Below are 20,559 nucleotides of genomic sequence, written 5' to 3'. Positions count from 1 at the left end.
CAAACGCCAATGTCCACGCTTCAGATCGACCGACTGCTTGAAACCGTCATTCGCCAGGGCGCCTCGGACCTGCACCTGGCCGTGGGCCGCAAGCCAACCATCCGCCTTCACGGCCGCCTGCGCGAACTCAACACCAAGATGCTCGGCCCCGACGACACCATGGCGCTGATGAAGTCGATCACCTCCGAGCGCAGCCAGCAGGAACTGCAGGAAGAGGGCACCTGCGACTTCGGCTTTGCCTACGGCGAGGAGGCGCGTTTCCGCGTCTCCGTCTTCCGCCAGAAGGGCTCGCTCTCGCTGGTGCTTCGGCAGATTCCCAACAAGATCATGTCGTTCGAGCAGATCGGCCTGCCTCCGATCTGCAAGGAACTGATCCGCCGGCCGCGCGGCCTGTTTCTCGTGACGGGGCCGACCGGCTCGGGCAAGACGACCTCGCTGGCGACCATGATTGACTACATCAACGTCAACATGGACCACCACATTGTGACGATCGAAGACCCGATCGAATACTACCACCCGCACAAGAAATCGATCGTGAACCAGCGCGAAGTGGGGGTGGATGTCCCCTCGTTCTCCGAATCGCTCCGGCGCGTGCTGCGTCAGGACCCGGATGTGATCCTCGTCGGCGAAATGCGCGACCTGGAGACGATCGAAGCGGCCATCACAGCCGCCGAAACCGGCCACTTGGTCTTTGCCACCCTGCACACCACCGGCGCCGCGGGCACGATCAACCGCGTCATCGACGCCTTCCCGACCAACCAGCAGGAGCAGGTGCGCGTTCAGTTGTCGGTCACCCTGATCTGCATCCTCAGCCAGGCGCTGCTGGCGCGGGTGGACAAGCCCGGCCGCGTGGCTGCATACGAGTTCCTTGTCGTCACCCCCGCCATCGCCAACCTCATCCGCGAGAACAAGGTCTTCCGCATCGACTCGGCCATCCAGACCGGCAAGAAGTTCGGCATGCAGCTGCTCGACGACCACCTCTGGTCCCTCTACGAGCGAGGTTTGATCTCGGCCGACGAGATGATCGACAAGGGCAAGAATCCGAGCGATCTGACGGAAAAAGTGCACCGCTCCGGCGGGGTGGTGGGTCGGACCGAACTCGACGAGTCGGAAGAGTGAGCCAGACGATCGGGCCAGCGCGGATCAACTTTCTCCTGCGTAACTGCTGCGGACTCACTCTTTCGGGTGATGGAACTCAGCCACCGTCCGCGCACGCTGTTCATCGGGAGGAGGCGATTCACGGCAAGTTCAGAGCCGTTTCGAGCCTCTTCCGGCGCGCCGGACGTGGCGCGGAAAAGGACCTCCGGCGGATCAATTTGGTTTTGAAACCACAAAAGAGCACTGAAATCTACGAGAAATAACGTTTCAATTCGTTTTTGTGGGTTGTTGGACTCTGGATTCGCGGCAATAATGGAACTAGGTAGCCGGGGGTGGCCCGGTGCGAGGCACAGCGTGCCGGACCACTCCCGTGTTGCCCAACTGTGAAAGCGGGATCATGGCAGATCTTTCAGAATACAAAGGACGGAAGTTCGGACGCGTCCTGACCAAGATGGGCAAGGTGTCCCGCGAGCAGGTTTACGAGGGTCTTGCCCTTCAGAAAAAGCGCAAGTGCCGGCTCGGCGAGGCGCTTTGCGAACTTGGCTACATCAAAGAAGATGACATCCTCAAAGCGCTCGCTTACCAGGCCGGCATGGAACTGGTGGATCTCGAGTCGCTCCCGGTGAACGAAGAAGCGATCGCGGCGCTGCCTGCCGTATCGGCCAACGCCTACCAGGTCGCTCCGATCGACTTTGAGGCCAAAGGCCGGCACATCACCGTCGCCATCAAGTCGCCGGACAACTTTTCGGCGGTCGATGACTTGCGACTGCTCATGGGCTTCAAGGTCACGGCTGTGCTGGCGCCCGAAAAGCAGGTAACCGAGTTCATCAAGAAGCACTATTCCGCTGCGGATACCGGCCTGACGTCGATGTACGACGAACTTGCCGGTCGCGAGGACCTGGCCCAGTTCCAGGGCCGCGGTGATTCGATCGACCTGAGCGAGATTGCGGCGGCGGCGCACGACAACCAAGTCATCAAACTGATCAACCTCGTTCTGCTCCAGGCCATCCGAGACCGCGCGTCGGACATCCACTTCGAGCCGTTTGAAGATGAATTCAAGATGCGCTACCGCATCGACGGCGTGCTCTACGAGATGATCCCTCCGCCGACGTACCTGGCGATGCCGATCGCTTCGCGCATCAAGGTCATGTCGAACCTGGACATCGCCGAGCGCCGCCTGCCACAGGACGGCCGCATCGAACTGCAGGTCGGCGGCAATCCGGTGGACTTGCGCGTTTCGGTGCTCCCGACGATTTTCGGGGAGTCGGTGGTCATGCGTGTGCTCGACCGCTCCAACGTGCAGTTGAGCCTCGACAAGATCGGGCTGCGGCAGGACGAGTTCCAGAAGTTCCGCCAGCTCGTCAACAAGCCCAACGGCATCATCATCGTGACCGGTCCGACCGGCAGCGGCAAGACGACCACGCTCTACGCGGCGCTCAACACCCTGAACACGCCGGAGGTCAAGATCCTCACGGCCGAGGACCCGGTCGAATACGACATCGACGGCCTGTGCCAGGTGCAGATGAACGCCGAAATCGGCCTCACGTTCGCGCGAACGCTGCGAAGTTTTCTGCGTCAGGATCCGGACATCATCCTGGTGGGCGAAATCCGCGACAAGGAGACGGCGGAGATCGCCGTCCAGGCGTCGCTCACGGGCCACCTTGTGTTCACGACGCTGCACACCAACGACGCGCCCAGTTCGATTGTGCGTCTGCTGGACCTCGGACTCGAGGCCTTCCTTCTGACGGCGACGATCGAAGCGATCGTGGCTCAGCGCCTGGTGCGGCGCATCTGCGTCAAGTGCAAGGAGCAGTACAACCCGTCGGAGGCCGAGTTGATGGAACTCGACCTGCGGCCCGAAGACGTGCGCGGCCGCACGTTCTTCCGCGGCAAAGGCTGCGAAGCGTGCAACAACTCGGGCTTCAAGGGGCGCATGGCCATCTTCGAGATCATGACGATCGACGACGACATCCGCGAGATGATCATGAAGCAGGCGAGCGTGGGCGTGCTGCGGGCCGAGTCCCGCAAGCGCGGCATGCGCAGCCTGCGCGAGTCGGGCCTGAACGCGATCTACGAAGGACAGACGACGATCGACGAAGTGATCCGTGAAACGATCAGTGAAGAGGATTAGAGGCGGGGAGTGATCGGCGCGTCGCCGCGGGCGACGGTCGGTTGAACGAAGATCAGACAGGCGGCGAGCATCGCCGCATCGGCATTCGGAGCAGCCACCATGCCCACATTCGCGTATGAAGCGCTCGACGCGTCCGGCAAGCCTCGCAAGGGCGAGATTGACGCCGGCACCAGCGACGAGGCGATCACCAAGATCAAGAGCCAGGGGTTCTTCCCCACGTCGGTGCGCGAGCGCAAGAGCAAGGGCGGGCCCAAGACCGAAGCCGCCAAAACGACCAAGCGCAAGAAGAAGAAGGGCGAGATCAGCATCAACATCGGCCGCGTGAAGGTCAAGACGCTCACGCAGTTCACGCGGCAGCTGTCCACGCTGCAGGACGCAGGCCTCTCGCTGCTGCGTTCGCTGCAGGTGCTCGAGCAGCAGCAGAAGCCGGGCATGATGAAGAACATCATCGGCGAAATCGCCGAAGACGTCGAAGGCGGCAGCACGCTTTCAGACGCGATGGCCAAACAGCCCAAGGCGTTCGACCGGTTGTACGTCAAGATGGTGGCGGCCGGCGAGGTCGGCGGCGTGCTCGACCTCATCCTTCAGCGCCTGGCGGACTTTCTCGAAAAGGCCCAGCGGCTGCGGGCGAAGATTCGCGGCGCCATGATCTACCCGGCGGCAGTCATCAGCATCGCGGTGCTCATCGTCTCGGGCATCATGGTGTTCGTCATTCCCAAATTCCAGGAGATTTTCATCGACTTCGAGATTGAGCTGCCCGGCCTGACGGTGTGGCTCATCGACACCAGCCGATGGATGGCCGCGGCCGATCCGGGGCAGACGATCCCTGGCGCCGTGTGGGTTATTTTCTCGCCTTTCATTGCGTTCCTGTTCATCAAACTGGTGCGCAAGACCGAGCCGGGCCGGGCGGTGGTCGATCGAATCAAGCTGTATCTGCCGCTGATCGGGCCGCTGATCAAGAAGGCGACGGTCGCGCGATTCACGCGAACGCTTGGAACGCTCATTTCGGCCGGCGTGCCGATCCTCGAAGCGATCATGATCACGCGCGACACGTCGGGCAACTATGTGTATGAGAAGGCGCTGACGAAAGTGCACGACTCGATCCGCGAAGGCGAGTCCTTCGCCAACCCGCTGCGCGAAACGAAGGTCGTGGATGCGATCGTCGTGAACATGGTGGACGTTGGCGAAGAGACCGGCGACCTCGATGCGATGCTTCTCAAAGTCGCCGACAACTACGACGAAGAAGTCGAAGTCGCAGTCAGCTCGCTCATCTCCCTGCTCGAACCGCTCATGGTCGTGATTCTCGGCGTGATCGTCGGCACGATCGTCGTGGCGCTGTTCATGCCGCTGGTCACGATGATCGAGTCGGTGGGCAACCAATGATGCGGTTCGCCAGCCGACACCGGTGCGGCGCCGGGATGAAAGGAAGGCCGCGATGACGCAACGCAAAACGCGCAAGCACGTCGCCAACGGACGGATTCGACGGGGATTCACCCTCATCGAAGTGCTCATGGTGGTGGCCATCATCGCGGTCCTCGTCGGCCTGCTCATCGTCGCGCTGAACAAGGTGCGCGGCACCGGCGAAAGGGCCTCGACTGAGAAGCTCATGCAGTCGATCGATGCCGGGCTTTCGCAGTTCAACGCCGACCACGGTTTCTTTCCGCCGCTGCTCGATGACACCATCGGCACGGGCGGCGGAGGCGAATTGCAGCCATATCCCGTCGATCGCTCCGACGACATCGATTACTACAGCGCGCTCACGCTGGCGCCGTATCTCATGGGCGTGGGCGATCTCAATGGCGACGGCGACGTCGACCAATACGACGACGGACTCGAAGGCGCCGGCTTCCGCGAACCCGGCCCGGACCGCGCGTGGGGCTATTCCTACAGAGGCACGAACGGCAACGGCCGCGCGGCCTATTGGGCGAGCAAGGAAAAGGTGGTCAATCAGCAGCGGCAGATCCCCGGCAAGACCTACGGCCCGTATGTCCAGGTCAGCGGCGATCGGCAGGTGGCTATCGGCAAGAACCGCGCCGGCGTGCCCTTCGACCGCGACGTGCGGCCGCTGTTCGTCATCAATGACTTCTGGGGCGGCTCGATCCGCTACTACCGCAATTGGCCCAAGGTCCTGCCTCAGGGCGAGCGACTCGAGGACCACGTGCCGGTGTGGTTCGGCTCGCTGGCGGCGGACCAGGTCGAGAGTTTCCGCATGCAGGCGCGCAGCGTCGAGTACGTGCTCATGTCCGAGGGCCCGGATACGAAGGCGAAGAACGACGACATCGACGCGGCAGAGAACCGAGACAACATCGTGAGGGCGCAGTCATGACGGCGGCCAACGCACGCCCAATCTCCCTGGCTGGATCCCGGCCGGCATTCTCGCTCATCGAGATGATGATCGTCATCGGGCTGGTGGTTCTGCTGGCGGTGATCACCGTGGTGGTCGGCCGCAGCGTGGTCGGCAAGGCGAAGGTCGATCAGTGCCGGCAGGTGCTGCAGACGCTCGATGCCACGCTGACGGAGTATCAGGCGGAGCGGGGCGGCATCCCGCCGTTCCAGGTCCGCGCCTACATGCCGCCGTCGGGTATCGGAGCGAGCGAGGCGAGAGTGCGGCGAGAGATCGCGGTCTACCTGGAGCAGGTGCAGGGGTTCACCGGCATCGACAAGCAGCTGGCCACGATCGATTCGTCCTTCCTCGTGAAGCGCCAGCAGATTTACACGGATCTTGCCGGGTACCCATACGCCGGACGCGTGAGCAGCGACGATCGCGCGTCGGTGCGCGATCCGTGGGGGATGGAGATTCTTTACATCCATCCAACTGAAGAGAACGAAAAGGCATTCGAGGCCTTCGGCAAGCCGCTCAACGAGCGGCCGTACTTCATGTCCGCCGGCCCGGACGGCGAATACGAAACGCTGGACGACAACATCTACTCCTACGAGGTGGACAAGCCTCGCGAGGGGCGGGGCTGAGCCCGGCAGAACGTCGGCGCCCCCAAGGCAAGTGAGGATCGGGATATGCAGATCATGACCCACAACCGCGAATCGAAGCGCCCCGCCGCATTGCGGCGTGCGTTCACGCTCGTCGAATTGCTCGTGGTGATGGGCGTGATGCTGGTGCTGGTGGTGACGACGCTGCCCGCGTTTCGGTCAATCCAGAAGTCCGGCCGCCTTTCCGGCGCGATCAACGCGGTGACGACGACGCTCAACAACGCCCGCTCCCAGGCGGTGCGCGAGGGTCGCGACGTGGCGGTGATGTTCCGCTTCGACACGGTGCGGCAGGTGTGTTCGATGGAAGTGCTGCGCGCGGAGGCGACGGTGTACGACGCCGATCGCCTCAGCGGCCGCATGGATGCCGCGACCGTTTTCGTGGCGATCAAGGGCCAGGCGCCCGTGGACCTGCCCCGCGGCGCCGGCGTGTTCGGCTACGGCTACGGCGCCTCGCGCGGAAGCGGCGGCATCGATTCGCACAACTGGTACGAAGATCTCGGCGCGATTCCGGAATTCCGCGGGGCGTATCCTGTTGATCCCTGGCTCCAGCCGCGCACCGACGTGCGCGTGTTCGCCGAAGACAGCGAACCCACAACGCCGGATGTCGAGATGCTCGACACGTTCATCATCCGGTTCAGCCCCGACGGCTCAGTCGTTTCAAATGCGGAAGAACTCGGCAGCCTGGCCAACGGCGGCGACTCGTTCCTCGATCTCGATGAGCCCGACAGCACCGAATACCGCGTCTGGAAGCCCAAGGTGACGACGGGTAACTTCAATAACGCGCGAGAGAAGTCAGTGCATGCGGAATACCAGTTGCGCTGCGTGCCGATGCTGGCGGTGGTTGATCTTTTTGAGATGAGTGATGCGATTGGAGTGCGCCAGCCTTGGATGGTGCTCGGCCCCGATTTTCAGCAGGACCGGTGGGATGCAAACGCCAACGGCCGGGCGGATCAACTCGAAATCAACGACTGGATTGAACTCAACGCCAACTCGATCTCCTTCAACCGGTTCACCGGCGAACTCATGCGCGATATTAAGAGGTGATCCATGCACAGGGATCCGCATCGACATTCTGAATCATCCGGCTTTCGCTGGCGCCGCAGTCGCGGCTTCACGCTTGTCGAAGTGCTGATCTCCGCGATCATCCTCGCGATCGGCCTGATCGGCCTGGCCGCGGTGTTTCCCGCCGTCATCAGCCAGCAGCAGTCGGCCAATGACCTCACGACGGCGGTCTCCGTCAGCGCCACGGCCGACAGCGTGCTCGCCACGCGCCTGCCGGCGCTGCGCGAGCGGCTCAACGACGAGGGCGTCGCCAACTTGCTCGGCACGTCGTGGTACCGCATCAACGCCGCCGAGGGCCGCGACGACAACTTCTACCTCCAGACGCCGTGGCGGCCGCCGTTTCCCGATCTGCGCCTGCGTGAGGACGCGACGTTCGAGATCGGCTCGGGCAGCCCGGGCGTGCATCACGAGTACGACGTTCAGTTGCCGTATCGGCCCATTGCCAACGACGGCGAGCCGGGCGACCTGCTGGTGCGGGTGATCTATCAGCGCTCCGGTGTGCCGGTGGATGAATACTTCACTCTGGTTCCCGACCCGTCTGCGCCGACCAATCCGCAGTTCATCGAAGGCGAGAATGCGCGCGGGTGGCTGTCGGGCCAGCAGGGGCCCAATCGGATCAACTTCCTCACCGGGCGCATCCAGTTCTACTTCAATCTCGGCGTGAACGAAGTTGTGAAGCAGGTGACGGTCGAGTACCGCTGGCTCAATGACCGAATCGTCTCGCACCCGGATCGCACCTATCCGACCGCGTCGCCGCGCTATGCGTGGGACATGGCCTTCCGCCGCAATGCCGACGGCCAGATGCAGTACACGACTTTTGTGTACCGCTTCGACGGGCTCAACGCGCCCTTCGAGCCGGAGATTCCCGGCCGCTGGAGTATTTCCAACAACGAACAGTCGGGCATGCTGCGAAGAGATTTCGCATTGGTGGTCTACAACAGCCGCGAAGGCCGGTACGAACTGCAGACGCGCGGCACCGGGATGGCCCAGCAACTCGAGGCCGGCTCATGGCTGCTGCCCATTGACGGCACCAGCGTGCTGCGCGTGCGCCGGTCCATCCCCAGCACGGGCGCCTCGCCGTGGTTTGAACTCGAAGGCCCGCCGATGCGCGTGCGTCCGGACGGCGTGGCCGAGCCGATGACGGGCAGCGTGGAGTTCTGGTACATGCCCACGACGATCAAGGCGTTCAGCGAGCAGGGTCAGGAAATCGGCGTGTGGCGCATTCGCCCGCTGCTGGCGACGACCCGGCAGGTGCAATTGTGAGAAGGGCTGCCATGCATCATCCATTCGCGCCTCGTTCGCGCCGCGCGTTCACGATCGCCGAACTCATCGTGGCCGTCGGTGTGGCACTGCTGCTCATCGTCGGCGTGGGGCGCATCTTCACCACCACCCGCACCACCATCTCCACCGGTGAGGCGTCGGCGCAACTCACGCAGTATGGCCGCACGCTCGAACGCCTCTTGCGCGACGACTTTGGCTCGATCATCCGCAACGGCCAGGCGTACATGGTCATCCGCAACGAGCGGCTCGGCAGCGGAAACGACGTGCGCACCCGCTTCAACAGGCGGCGCGGCATCTATTTCGACCAGGATGAAGAGCAGGCCGGGCGCGACCTTGGCACGCGCCGGCTGGACCAGATCGTCTTCTTCACCGGCGGCGACCAGGCCAGTTATCAATATCGGAATCCCAGTTTCGGCCAGCAGAACATCATCGCGCGCAACGAAGCCTCCGCCGTCGCGCGGGTGTGGTGGGGGCACGGACTGCGCGATCCCAATGTCAATGACGGCGTGGACGGCATCAAGATCGGCACCGGGCTCAACGGTTATAACGCCTACTTCGCCCAGGACCGCACCGCCGGCGGCGTGGGCGGCGCCGACACCGCCAATCGGTACGTCAAGGACTGGGTGCTCGCCCGCCAGCCGGCGCTGCTTTACACCCGCGCCCAGGCCGGGTGCGACAACTCCACGAGCGAACTGGAACTCAACTTCGCGCTCAGCCCCATCGAGATCTACAACGAAGTCGATCCGTACTGGTTCGACAACCAGTACTTCTACCCCTGTCCGCTCGGCGCCAGCGACCCGAGGCGGCGCCTCTCGGCCGGCTACGTGGACATCATCGACATGTCGCTCCAAGACGTCATGGCCGGCGTGACCGAATACGGATGGCTGCGCAATCGACAGACCGGCCTGCTCGAGCGCGTGCCCGATCCGCTCGACATCGTTCTCCCGGGGCTCACCGGCTCGCTGGGTGGTCTGGACTGGCGGCAGGACATGGCCCTCGTCGATGCCCCGCCGAACTACATCTCCGACAACCTCGATCGCACTCAACTGGAGACGATCAACGAGCGGTGGGCGCGCCAGCAGCGTTACCGGATGATGTATTCAACCGGCCGCATCCGCGTCGAATCCGCGGTACCCTCGCCGAGCCGGTCGGACCAGATGCTCACGCACGCGACGCTCATGCAGGGTTGCAGCAACTTCGAAGTCGCGTGGAGCACGGGCCAGGTGAACTATCCCGAAGGCGATCTCGTCTGGTACGACATCAACAACCCCGCCAATCCGTACGCCTTCCACCCCGGCAAGACGAACCAGGATGTGGCTGAGCAAACGCCGCCCGATGCGCGGTCGTGGTTCATGACGGAGGCGCTTCCGCCGAGTTCCGGCATTTCCGATTCGTTTACCACGGTGCCTAACGTCGAAGCGCAGAACGATGATCTGTACTACGCCGTGTTCGGCGCCTTCGTGCCGCGCGACAACGACGAGAGCCGCAGCGCGGCCTGGCCGTGGCCCAAACTCATCCGCATCCGCGCCACGCTCCACGATCCGCAGGGCCGCATCCAGGGTGGTCGCCAGTTTGAATTCGTCTTCAACCTGCCTGGTTCGCCCGATTCGCTGGGCAGTTGAGGCGATGCACACCGCGCGGTGACGCGCCAGGACCTGAGCAGCACAGGAGATTGACCATGCACGGGCGAAAGAACAAGACCAGCAGGCATCGCGCCAGGCCGGCCTCGAGCCGGCGCGGCAGCGTGCTCATCCTCGTGGTCGGCGTACTGGTCCTTCTGGCCATCTCGGCCGCGGTCTACGTCGGCGTCGGCCAGCAGGAGCGACTCGCGGCCTCGGCCAGCGAAATGAAGAGCCACCGCGACGCGGTGGCGGCCAAGGCCGTCGATTACGTCGGCCAGATCATTGCGTACGACCCATTCGGTGGCGATCCCGGCGCGAGATTCCCCTTCGAAGATCTGACGGACAACCTCGGTTTCCAGAAGCTGTATCTCGGCGAGCGCTGGGACTATCCCTACACGCGGCCCGGCAATTCGTCGCAGTTCAACGTGCTCGCCGACCCATGGCTGGCTGATCTTGAACCTGTCGATTCCGATGGCGATGGGATCTGGGACATCTGGCGGCACATTTCCAACGTGCATCCGCAGGGTCGCTTCGTGTCGCTCGCGGGGTTCTTCAGCGGTGCGCGCGGCTTGGGGAACAACAGCGGCTTCTACGCCGATCTTTACATCGGCGGCAGCAACGCGAATCCCTACCGCCTCGACACCTACACCAATGCCAATCGCGCCGATCCGTTCGATTACTCCGTGCAGATGGGTCGGCAGTTTCTTGGCGAGGCTGATGATTCCATCGTCACCTGGGCCGACCGCATGCTCGGCGCCGACACCGACGGCGACGGCCGCATCGACGCCCGCTGGACCGAACTGCCCGACGTCTGGGGCCTGCCCAAGGAAATGCGCATCTTCGGCGCGTTCCGAATCGTCGACGCCTCGGCGATGCTCAACCTCAACGCCAACTTTGAACTGGGCGCCAGCAGCCCTGACGAATTCACCGACGCCGTGAGCCTCGGCCGCACTCCTGCTGACGTTGACCTCTACACGCTGCTGTTCGATGCGTTCCAGGACTGGGGTGGACCGAACAACGACGACGCGTTTATTAACGGCGCCATGAGCGGCCGGCCGGGCTTCAAGAAGCACCTCTTCGACACGGGGATCCAGTCCGGCATTCTCGGCACCCAGCCATATGCGCCGCTCAAGCGATCCACGCGCGAGCAGCGCGAAGCGTTCTGGACCTCATACGCGCGCAACCCGTACCGGCCCGGCGGCAGTTTCTCGCCCTACGGCGTCGCCGACGAGATGGAACTGCGCACCTTCATGTTCGGCATCAATGACCGCGCGACATCGCGCCTCGAGCAGACGTTCGACGGGCTCAACTTTGACCCCGCCGACTTCCGCACATGGCACAGTCCGCTCCGGAACCGATTTGTCTCCACCGAGCGGGTCGATCTTTACCGGGGCACGCCCGATCTTGCGACGCTTCAGGATGATGCGCGCCACCTGCTGACAACCTACAACGGAAGCAGGCCGGTGCGGCCATGGAACCGCGGCTATGCCGAGTCCGATTCGCCTTCGTCGGCGATCAATCTTAACGCGCTGCTCGAATCCAACAGCGTTTCGACGGCCCAGTCGCTCACCGGCGCGTTCATGTGGGCCCTGGCCCCCTATGCCGTGGACGTCGGCATGCGCGACGGCAGCGGCAATGACAGCGGCTACAACCTCTTCAACTCGCCCGTCGTCTGGACGCCCACCAACCCCAACGAGCAGCTGCACTATGGCGACGGCGACGCCGGCTACGCCTTTTACAAGTCTGCTCTGCTCGCGCTCAACGCCATCGACTCCTACGACGAGGACAGCGCGCCGACCATCCGCACGCTCGTCATGGATCGCGACTACTCGATCCAAGGCACCGATCGCCAGGGCAAGGAGATCATCGGCACGTTCGAGCACGGCAAGATCCCGACCACGCTGCCCGGCCCCAGCGGCAACCAGCGCGGCGCGACGATCACACTCATGGGCCTGGAGCGTCAGCCGTTTATTCGCGAAGTGTCGTCGGTGAACGTATACGGCAATATCGATGACAATGAGTTCTGGAATTACGATCCGGTCGAAGGGGACGCGGGCGAATGGATGGTGCGCATCCTCGCCATCGAACTGGGCAACCCCTGGCCACACCCGGTCAAGGTGTCGAGCGGATTCAAAATCAAGTACGGGGATGACCCGCTCAACTCATGGACGATTCCCGCTGGCACGCCCGACATCCAGCCCGGAGAGGGCGTCATCCTTTACATTGCTCAGGACAACCCGTCCGGACAGGCAAACGGCGTGAGCGATTGGGTGACCGCCGTCAGTGGTCGGCGCGGCTGGACGGTGCAGCGAATTGGCGATGACAGCACGCACCTCGAATTCTCGAACGGCGCCACGGATTTCGACGAAGTGACGCTTTGGCGGACGGCCTCCTACGGCTCGCCGGGAACGCCGGTGGAAGTTTTGATCGACCGCATTCGACCAGCCACGTCGAACGACGATTTCCCGAACATCATTCCGCTGAGCGGTGAACTCGTCTCCAACCCTGCTCACATCCCTGGCGAATCTGAGTTCACGGTTCGTGTGGGCTCGATCAGACGCTACAGCGACAAGGGCGCCAGTGGCAACAGCATGCCCGGATATCTCTTCCAGTCACCTGTCGCGATCGCCACAAGCGGCAGAGGATCCAAGGACGCGCGCCAGGACGATCCATTCGGAGGAAGCAATATTCCAATCGGGTTGATTGGCGCCGGACTTGGCAGTCCGGGTGAATTCATCAACGACTCGAGTGACTCAAAGGGCTATGCGGCGGCTCCGATCTTCGCCCCCTTCGAACTCATTGTCGGCGACCTTCAGGGCAACACGGATGAGACCGACGAGAATTTCCGCTCATCCGTCGATCTCCTTCTGCTCTCGTCGGTTGGCACGATTCATTGCCAGCAGGTGCCTGGCATCGATCCCAACTTTGCTGAGAAGCACTTCTACGTGACCGCGAGCGAACTGCTCGGCGACGAATCGCTGCGCGGCCGGATGGTGCAGGAACTGAGCAACGCCGGCGTGGCTAACGCGGCCGTGCTGGCTGACATCATTCGTCCGGCGACGCCGACGGGCGGAGTCGTGGGCTATCCCGCCGACTTCCGCCAGCACTCCAACGGCGCTGCGAACCGCTTCGTCGGCCGTCTCGACTTCACGCGCTTCATTCCCCGCAGCGGCAACTTCGCCATGCCCACCTGCGCCGTGCCGCTGGCCACGCGCATCATTGACGCCTTCGACACCGTCTCGGTCGATTCAAACGTGCCCCTGGCGCAGGGGCGCATCAACATCAACACCGCGCCATTGCGCGTGCTCCAGGCCCTGCCGTTTCTGCACCCGCGCTTTGCAGCGGGGCCGATTCCCGATCGCACCAACAACAACCTCCGTATCGCCGAGTCGCTGCGGGCGTACCGGGACCGCGGCAGTTTCACGATGCAGTCCGTGGACTGGTCGAGCGCACCTCGTTACGAGGTGAGCAATCTGCTCGTGGGCGGCAACAACTCCGGCCTGCGCGACGATGCCGCCTCGCGCGGCCTGGCCGTCAACGATCGGGCGCCTGGCTTCACTTCGCTTGGCGAACTGCTCCTGGCCACAGCCTGGACGCCGGACAGCAGTGGCGTGTCCTACCAGGTGGATCCTGGCGTGCAGCCCGGCGAGTCGGCCTACTGGACCGGACGCGATACTGGAAATCTCACGTATTCGCCGCTGAACCCCAACGGTCTGAGTGTGGATGCAACGTGGGAAGGCAGTTTCGACCCCTCGGACGACCCGACCGAACACCTGGCGCTCATCCGGGCTATTCGCAACTGCGTCTCGACGCGCAGCGACGTGTTCATCGCCTACATCACGCTCGTGGGCTTCACTCCTGGCGACATTCAGCGGGCGGATGCGCCCGGCGGCAGCACGGTTCAGAAGTTGACGCGGCTGCAGGCGTCGATGGAGCAGCGCTACGTGGTCGTGTTCGATCGGTCCAGCGTGAAGAGCCCGTCCGATCGGCCGCGGGTGCTCTTTGCCGCTCAGGAGGTGCCTTCGCGCTGATGGCAGCGCCGTGTGACTGCACATTTCAGACGACCGCGCCGCTCGCTCATCCGGACGTCGGCGCGGTTCGTCCTTTTCTGAGCGCCATCACTCCGGCCGGGGCCGCACTATCGCCGTGCCCTCGCGCGCCGAGGCGGCGCCGGCGGGTCGGGCGGCCGAGACGGCCCGGTCGGCGTGCGCCTCGAGCCTGGCGTGAGGGCGTTCGAGCGTGCCGGTGACGTGGATGCTCATGAACAGATCGCGCAAGGCCTCCCACAGCGGCGTGAGCAGTGGGGCGCGCAGTTTGGACGCCGTGTTGAATCGCATGTCCAGGGCTTTGGTTTCGTAGTTCAGAACGCCGCGCCCGACGAGCGACATGGAAGGCGAATCGAGCACGAGGCGCTCGAAGACCACCTCGCTGCCTTCGACGAAACACTCGATCTCAGCCTCACGGAAGCTCGTGGACACCGGCAGCGTGAGCGCGCTGAGTTGCAAAGCCCACATGGCCAGCGGCACATCGTACAGCTCCGCATCCCGCACGCGGATGACGCCGCGTCCGATGCGCGACCGCGCCTCGCCGAACTGGCCGGCGATGGAGAGGCTGGCCTCGAGCCGGCCGGGGCGCGCCGTGGGCGGGGGCGGTGTGCTGCTGGCGCCGGCGTCGCCATTGGCTTCAGCGGACGCGGTCGGGTATCGGCGCAGGACGGGCGCCACGGCGACCTGCGCCAGGGCCAGGTTCAGCTCATACTGGCCGGGTTCGCCCTTCCAGGGCACGCGGAGCCAGCCCTCCGCCGAGACGCGTCCGCCGTAGCAGTCGCCAGTCAGCCGCGGCATCTCGATGACGCTCGGCTGCGTGCCCGCGATCAGATCAGCGCGGACGCCGGTGACGAGGCGGCCAAGCACGAGCATACGCGGCACGGTCATCGACACTTCGCCGTGCAGCCAGGGTTCATCGGAGCGGCGCTGCACTTTCAGATGAAGCGAGCCGTCGAGTTCGGTGATCGGGATCGACAGGTTCGCCGAAGCGTCGCGCACGTTGAGCAGTCCGTCGAATGAGAGCGACTCAAGGGGAGCCTGCTGGGCGTCCTGCTGCGGCTGGCGCGTGTAGTGGATTTCGGCGTCGCTGAGATCGACGCTCTGGCCGACCTCGAGATCGATGGCGTCGATGAGCTGGTTGGCGGCGCGCGGCAGGAGCACGCGCACGCGGTTTGTAATCGTCTGCGACGACACACTCAGGCGCAGCGCTGCATCGATGCCGCTGCCGCGCTTGACCACCCCGTCGAGGTGAATCAGGCCATCCTGATAGGCGCCAAAGAGATTGCTCATCTGCACGGCTTCGGGTGAGATAATGGCGCTGCCCTCGATCCGTCGAAGTTCGAAGCGCTCGCCACTGAGCGACAGATCGAGCGTGCGGGGCCGGAGATTGACGACATAATCCGGCCGTTCCGCGCCGGCAGGTCGGGAGTACTTGAGTGACGCGTCGAAGACGCCGCTCGCGGAGACGGCATCCGGCTTGGCGCCGGCGAACAGGCGCGATACGCCTTCCGAAAACATGGCGTACACCGGCGCTTCGAGACTTCCGCCCTCGATTTGCGCATCAAGACTCGTGGCGAGTGTCGGAGCCCACGCCAGGGGGCCATCGAGCGCGATGTGACCTGCATTCACGCCGCCGCTTGTCGCGTCGGCGCGCAGCGCATCAAACGTAACCGAGCCAGGCACGAAGTGCAGCGAGCCGATGGGATTGGCGATCTCGACGCGGTGCTCGCTGATCAGGACCGAGCCGGCTCGCGGCACGAGGCGCAGGTCGAATCCGGTGGCGCCGTCGTTGGCCTGGGTATAGGTGAGGGCCGCATCAGCAGTTCCCTGTGGCTGGAAGCGATCCCAGAACCGCTGCATCTCCTGTACGCCGCCGTCTTGCCCGATAGCCGACGCCAGGTCGATGAGATGCGGCTTGAGATCGATGTTCTCACCATCCACGTGCAGTTCGATTGCCGCCTGGCCGCTCGACCAGTCAACGGTTCCATCGGCGCGGAACTGCTGTGCATCGCTGACGCCGCTGAACTCGTTGATTTCCACGCTTCGGCGGTGAACAGTCAGGTTTGCCTGCACGTGCGAGAGTGGCAGCGACGTGGGCCACGTCCACTCAAGCTCCGATTCATAAGGCACTCGCTCACCCGCATCCAGCGAAGCGGTGTCGGCGGCTGACACTTTGATGTCAAAGGCCGCCTTGCCGCGCTCGTCGGTGGTGATCGCGCCATCGGCGCTCAACTGGCCCGCCAGCCGGAGTCCGGCAACCACGCGCGCCCCTTTCGACAGCAGGGGAGTGGAGTCTGGATCGAGGTTCTTCCAATCCGCATCCGGGATGGCGCGAAGCAGGTAGGTGTCGATGGGCAGGTGCGCCGCGCGGATCGTGAGGTGCGGTTCCTGGCGGCGCTCGGGCACGCGGACCCGATCGACGTAACCGTTGATCACGCCCCGGGCGCCTGACAGGCCCTCAACGACCAGATCCTTGACCACGTCGATGCGATCGTACCCGATGAGAATCTCGCCGGAAATGAGACGCACCGGATAGGGAAACTCGTCGTAGACGATCCCAAGAGGTGCCGCAGGGTCGCTCAGGCTGATGAGATTCGACACGCGCGTCGGCTCGCCCGGGCCGCGATCGCGCCGCACGGTCGATCGGATGTTGATGCGCCCGCCGAGTTCGAAGGTGGGGCGCTTGAGCACCTGCTCGATGCTCTCCATCCGCCCGCGTATGACGTCCTGGCGCTGGCGCGACGCGGCGTCGAGGGGTTGCCCTTCGGGTCCGCTGAGTTCGCGGTACTCGCGCATGAGCGTCATGACTTCGTCGCTCAGTGGCTGAACATCATCCATCTGAAGAAACAACTCGTCGTCGTGCAGGCGGCGGGCCCAGTCTTCGTTAAAGAACTCGTCGAGCGCGCCGCCGCGACGTTCGCCGAGCGCACGGCGCAGGTGGTCATCGACGGGCACATTGATGGCGTAGAGTTCGATGTTGACGAGCGGGTCGTTGAGCGGCGGCGCGATCGTGCCTGAGACGAAGATCTGCCCGCCCGACGGCCCGCGACCGGCAAGCGCGATGACGCGGATCTCGTCGTCGTCGAATTCGACGGCGCCGTTGAGACCGGTGAGCGGATAGGGAAAAGCGCTGTAACTCCCCTCGGCGTTGAGCAGTTCGACGCGGCCGGATGCGCGCACCGGTCGGCCCGCCTCGCCGCCGCTGGCGTCTTCGCCTGCAGGAGCGCGCGTGAGCGTGACGTGAGCGTCGAGCAGTCCGGTCGGTCCGCCGAGTTGAATGAGCTGGTTGTCCACGAGCCGGCGCACCGAGATGGGCAGCGCGGTAAGCAGGTTCAAGTTGCGCGAGAGATCGAACCGCTCGACTTGGAACGTGAGGTCGAAGCCGGGCGAGCGGTCTACTGAGGCGAACGAGCCTGCCAGGCCGTATCGGACGCCGTCGATCGCGCCCGAGAGACCGATGAGATCGACGATGCCATCGTGAATGACGACGCTGCCGTGGACGTCGGTCATCCGCGGCGCATTGGTGTCGCGCTGCGGGTCGAAACTGGGCACCGGGAGCGACCAGTCGATGCCGTCCATGGCGATCTCGACTTCGTAGCGGCCGTCCGAGTCGAGTTGAAAAGCGATGGGCTCGAGAGAGCCGCTCGGATCGATTGCGTTCCACCACTGACGCGCGACGCGCGGGAGCAGTTGGGCCCGTTCGGGTTCAAACGTCACACCGCTGAGAATGCACGAACCCTCGGTCGTGGCGATGTTGAATCGGCCCGCAATCTGCATGGCGCTCGGGGACGACAGCCCCTGGACCGGAATCTCCTCCAGATCGAAGCTGTACCATTCGGGAAGGGCTGAGCCCCGCGGCGACTTCTCCGGCTTGAGCGAGCCGTTCACGCGCAGCTCGCCGGACGGATAAAACTTGCCGTCGCGATGCTCGCCGATCTGAACGACGCCTGAGCGCAACTCGACGCGTGGCCAGACCATGCTCGGCGATGCGCCCGTGGGCGCGGGCATGGTCAGGCCGCCGACGTTGAAGCGTCCGGAGTCGAGGTCTTCGCTGAGCCTGAGCAGCGCATCGTCGATCGTGAGACCCTGAACGGTAAAGCGCCCGGCGAGCAGTTCATCGCGGTCAAGGTTCATGGAGACGTCGGGGACGTGCACGAGTTCGCCGGCGGGCCCCTTGATTGACGGAACCAGCAGTCGCACATCCGTCAGGTGGAGATGGCCGTGGAGGTCGAGTTCGGCCGTGCGGATCGTCACCTTGCCCCCGATGAGCGAGGAGAGCATCGACTCGATACGCGGAGCCAGGAACCAGGAACTGGTGAGCGCCTGCCAGGCGATGACCGTGAGCGCTCCAAGCGAGAGCAGAACGATCACCAGCCGCTTGAGCCAGCGCCGCAGGCGTCGCGGGGCCTTCGCGGGAGGGGCGGTCTGCGCGCGCGGATCGGTCATACCTGGAGCACACCGGTCTTGAATTCACGATCAATCGGGCACTTGCTGGCGATCCGAAGCGCATCGATCATTTCGCGTCGCGTCTCGTGCGGCGCGATGAGGCGGTCCACCCAGCCGCGGGCGGCGCCGTAGCGGATATCCGCCTGCTCGGAGTAACTGGCCTTAACGGCGGCGAGCACCTCGTGGCGCTCCTTTTCATCGACGATTTCGCCGCGGCGCTCCAGAGCCGCCAATTGGATCTGCGCCAGCACTCCGGCGGCCTGGTTGGCGCCCATGACGGCGAACTTGGCGCCCGGCCAGCCGTAGGTGAGAAACGGGTCGAAGGCGCGGCCGCACATGGCGTAGTTGCCGGCCCCGTATGAGTTGCCCACGATCAGCGCGATCTTGGGCACGACGCAGTTGCTCATCGCATTGACCATCTTCGCGCCGCTGCGGATGATGCCGCTCTGCTCGCTGTCGCGCCCCACCATGAAGCCCGTGGTGTCGTTGACAAAGATGATCGGCAGCCGCTTCTGGTTGCAGTCCATGATGAAGCGTGCGGCTTTGTCGGCGCTCTCGTGGTAGATCACGGCGGGCATCTGGGCGCCGACGTTGGCGCTCTTGGTCAGTTTGCGCTGATTGGCCACGATGCCGCACGGCCAACCGCCGATGCGCGTGTAGGTGCAGATGATCGACGGCCCGTATTCGGCTTTGTACTCGTTGCTCGTTCCGGCATCGACGATGCAGTCGAGCAGTTCGTTCATGCCGTACTGGTCGGCCGGGCTATCGCGATAGATGGCGTAGACATCCTCGCCGCGCCGCGCCGGCGCGACAGCGGGGTTGGGCGGATCGGCTGGCGGGCTCACGCTCTGCACCGCCTCCATGAGCGAGCGCAGCCGGCGCAGGCAGTCTTCGTCGGTCTTCTCGTGGTAGTCGATCGTGCCGCTGACCGCCGCGTGCATCTCGGCGCCGCCGAGCGATTCGTGATCGACGTTCTGTCCGATCGCGGCCTTGACGAGCGCCGGGCCGGCAAGGTAGAGCCCACTGCCGTCGGTCATGAGCAGCGTATCGCAGAGCACGGGCAGGTAGCCGCCGCCGGCGACGCAGTTGCCCATGATGGCCGCCATCTGCACGATGCCTTCGGCGCTGATCACCGCGTTGTTGCGGAAGATGCGGCCGAAGTCGTCGGTGTCGGGGAACACGTCTTCCTGCAGCGGCAAAAAGACGCCGGCCGAGTCCACGAGATAGATGAGCGGCAAGCGCGCCTGCCGGGCGATCATCTGCGCCCGGATGATCTTCTTGCAGGTCATCGGGAAGAACGCGCCGGCCTTTACGGTGGCGTCGTTGGCGATGATCATGCACAACCGGCCGTCCACGGGCCCGATGCCGGTGACCACTCCCGCAGCCGGCGCGCCGCCGTACTCGCGGTACATGCCCCAAGCAGCGAACAGGCCGAGTTCGACGAATTGTCCGTTGCCGCGGCCGGGCCGATCGACGAGCAATTCGATCCTCTCGCGGGCGGTGAGACGGCCGCGCTCGTGCTGGCGTTCGATGGCTTTGTGCCCTCCGCCGAGGCGGATCTCCGCGGCCTGCCGCTCAAATGCCTCCATGGCCTGACGCAGCGCGTCGTCTGCGGCTCGCGTGTCCTTCGTGCGTGTGAGCATGCCGGTCGGGTTCTCCGTCGGAAAAATGGGCTCAGGCCCTGGCTGCGGACGTACCCGCCGGGCCGGGGGCACCGGAAAGAATCCTAGCGCGGCGGGCTGTGGCGCGAGATGGAGGGACCATCGCGCCCGAGGCAGCGCATTTCGCCGCCTCAGTTTCACCCATGCGAGCCGCTGCCCCGCGCCGAGACACGTGTAACACGCTTTCGGCAAGCATCTTCGAAGCGCGCGACTTTTTCGCAGGCCGC

12 protein-coding genes are annotated in these 20,559 nt (G+C 64.3%); 10 read left to right on the top strand and 2 right to left on the bottom strand.

The annotated features are described in order from the left end of the window. Positions 1–9: 9 nt before the first annotated feature. The 10 genes from IT430_12800 (at position 10) to IT430_12755 (ending at position 14,210) form a co-directional block, all read left to right on the top strand. Entirely contained in the window at positions 10–1,119 is a 1,110-nt protein-coding gene (locus IT430_12800) for a type IV pilus twitching motility protein PilT (protein ID MCC6908815.1), read from the top strand. Next, positions 1,116–1,361 carry a hypothetical protein gene (locus tag IT430_12795; protein MCC6908814.1) on the top strand — a complete coding sequence of 82 codons (246 nt, stop codon included), beginning with the start codon at positions 1,116–1,118 and terminating at the stop codon, positions 1,359–1,361. The genes IT430_12800 and IT430_12795 overlap by 4 nt, the downstream gene beginning before the upstream one ends. Positions 1,362–1,495: 134 nt before the next feature. Continuing rightward, positions 1,496–3,229: a Flp pilus assembly complex ATPase component TadA gene (gene tadA, locus IT430_12790; GenBank protein MCC6908813.1), complete on the top strand. Its 1,734-nt coding sequence runs from the start codon at positions 1,496–1,498 to the stop codon at positions 3,227–3,229. A 99-nt stretch (positions 3,230–3,328) separates the two neighbouring features. Beyond that, positions 3,329–4,612, top strand: coding sequence for a type II secretion system F family protein (locus IT430_12785; protein MCC6908812.1), 1,284 nt, complete (start codon positions 3,329–3,331; stop codon positions 4,610–4,612). Positions 4,613–4,664: 52 nt separating this feature from the next. Continuing rightward, positions 4,665–5,555, top strand: a complete 891-nt coding sequence (locus IT430_12780) for a type II secretion system protein (protein MCC6908811.1) — start codon at positions 4,665–4,667, stop codon at positions 5,553–5,555. Next, on the top strand, positions 5,552–6,196 hold the full coding sequence (locus tag IT430_12775) for a type II secretion system protein (protein ID MCC6908810.1): 645 nt from the start codon (positions 5,552–5,554) through the stop codon (positions 6,194–6,196). Before IT430_12780 ends, IT430_12775 begins: the two co-directional genes overlap by 4 nt. 45 nt (positions 6,197–6,241) lie before the next feature. Further along, positions 6,242–7,258: a prepilin-type N-terminal cleavage/methylation domain-containing protein gene (locus tag IT430_12770; GenBank protein MCC6908809.1), complete on the top strand. Its 1,017-nt coding sequence runs from the start codon at positions 6,242–6,244 to the stop codon at positions 7,256–7,258. 3 nt (positions 7,259–7,261) lie between these two features. After that, positions 7,262–8,539 carry a prepilin-type N-terminal cleavage/methylation domain-containing protein gene (locus IT430_12765; protein MCC6908808.1) on the top strand — a complete coding sequence of 426 codons (1,278 nt, stop codon included), beginning with the start codon at positions 7,262–7,264 and terminating at the stop codon, positions 8,537–8,539. An 11-nt stretch (positions 8,540–8,550) separates the two neighbouring features. Beyond that, complete coding sequence (locus IT430_12760; GenBank protein ID MCC6908807.1) at positions 8,551–10,179, top strand: hypothetical protein; 1,629 nt, start codon at positions 8,551–8,553, stop codon at positions 10,177–10,179. Positions 10,180–10,235: 56 nt separating this feature from the next. After that, positions 10,236–14,210, top strand: a complete 3,975-nt coding sequence (locus IT430_12755; GenBank protein MCC6908806.1) for a hypothetical protein — start codon at positions 10,236–10,238, stop codon at positions 14,208–14,210. Between the two features lie 87 nt (positions 14,211–14,297). On the opposite strand, the gene IT430_12750 is transcribed toward IT430_12755, so the two are convergent. Next, a complete protein-coding gene (locus IT430_12750; protein MCC6908805.1) occupies positions 14,298–18,671 on the bottom strand; it encodes a hypothetical protein in 4,374 nt (1,457 codons plus the stop codon). After that, complete coding sequence (locus IT430_12745) at positions 18,668–20,314, bottom strand: acyl-CoA carboxylase subunit beta (GenBank protein MCC6908804.1); 1,647 nt, start codon at positions 20,312–20,314, stop codon at positions 18,668–18,670. Before IT430_12745 ends, IT430_12750 begins: the two co-directional genes overlap by 4 nt. Positions 20,315–20,559 lie beyond the last annotated feature (245 nt).

Source organism: Phycisphaerales bacterium (assembly GCA_020852515.1).
GTDB lineage: Bacteria > Planctomycetota > Phycisphaerae > Phycisphaerales > UBA5793 > UBA5793.
This window is presented reverse-complemented; position numbering and strand designations above follow the sequence as displayed.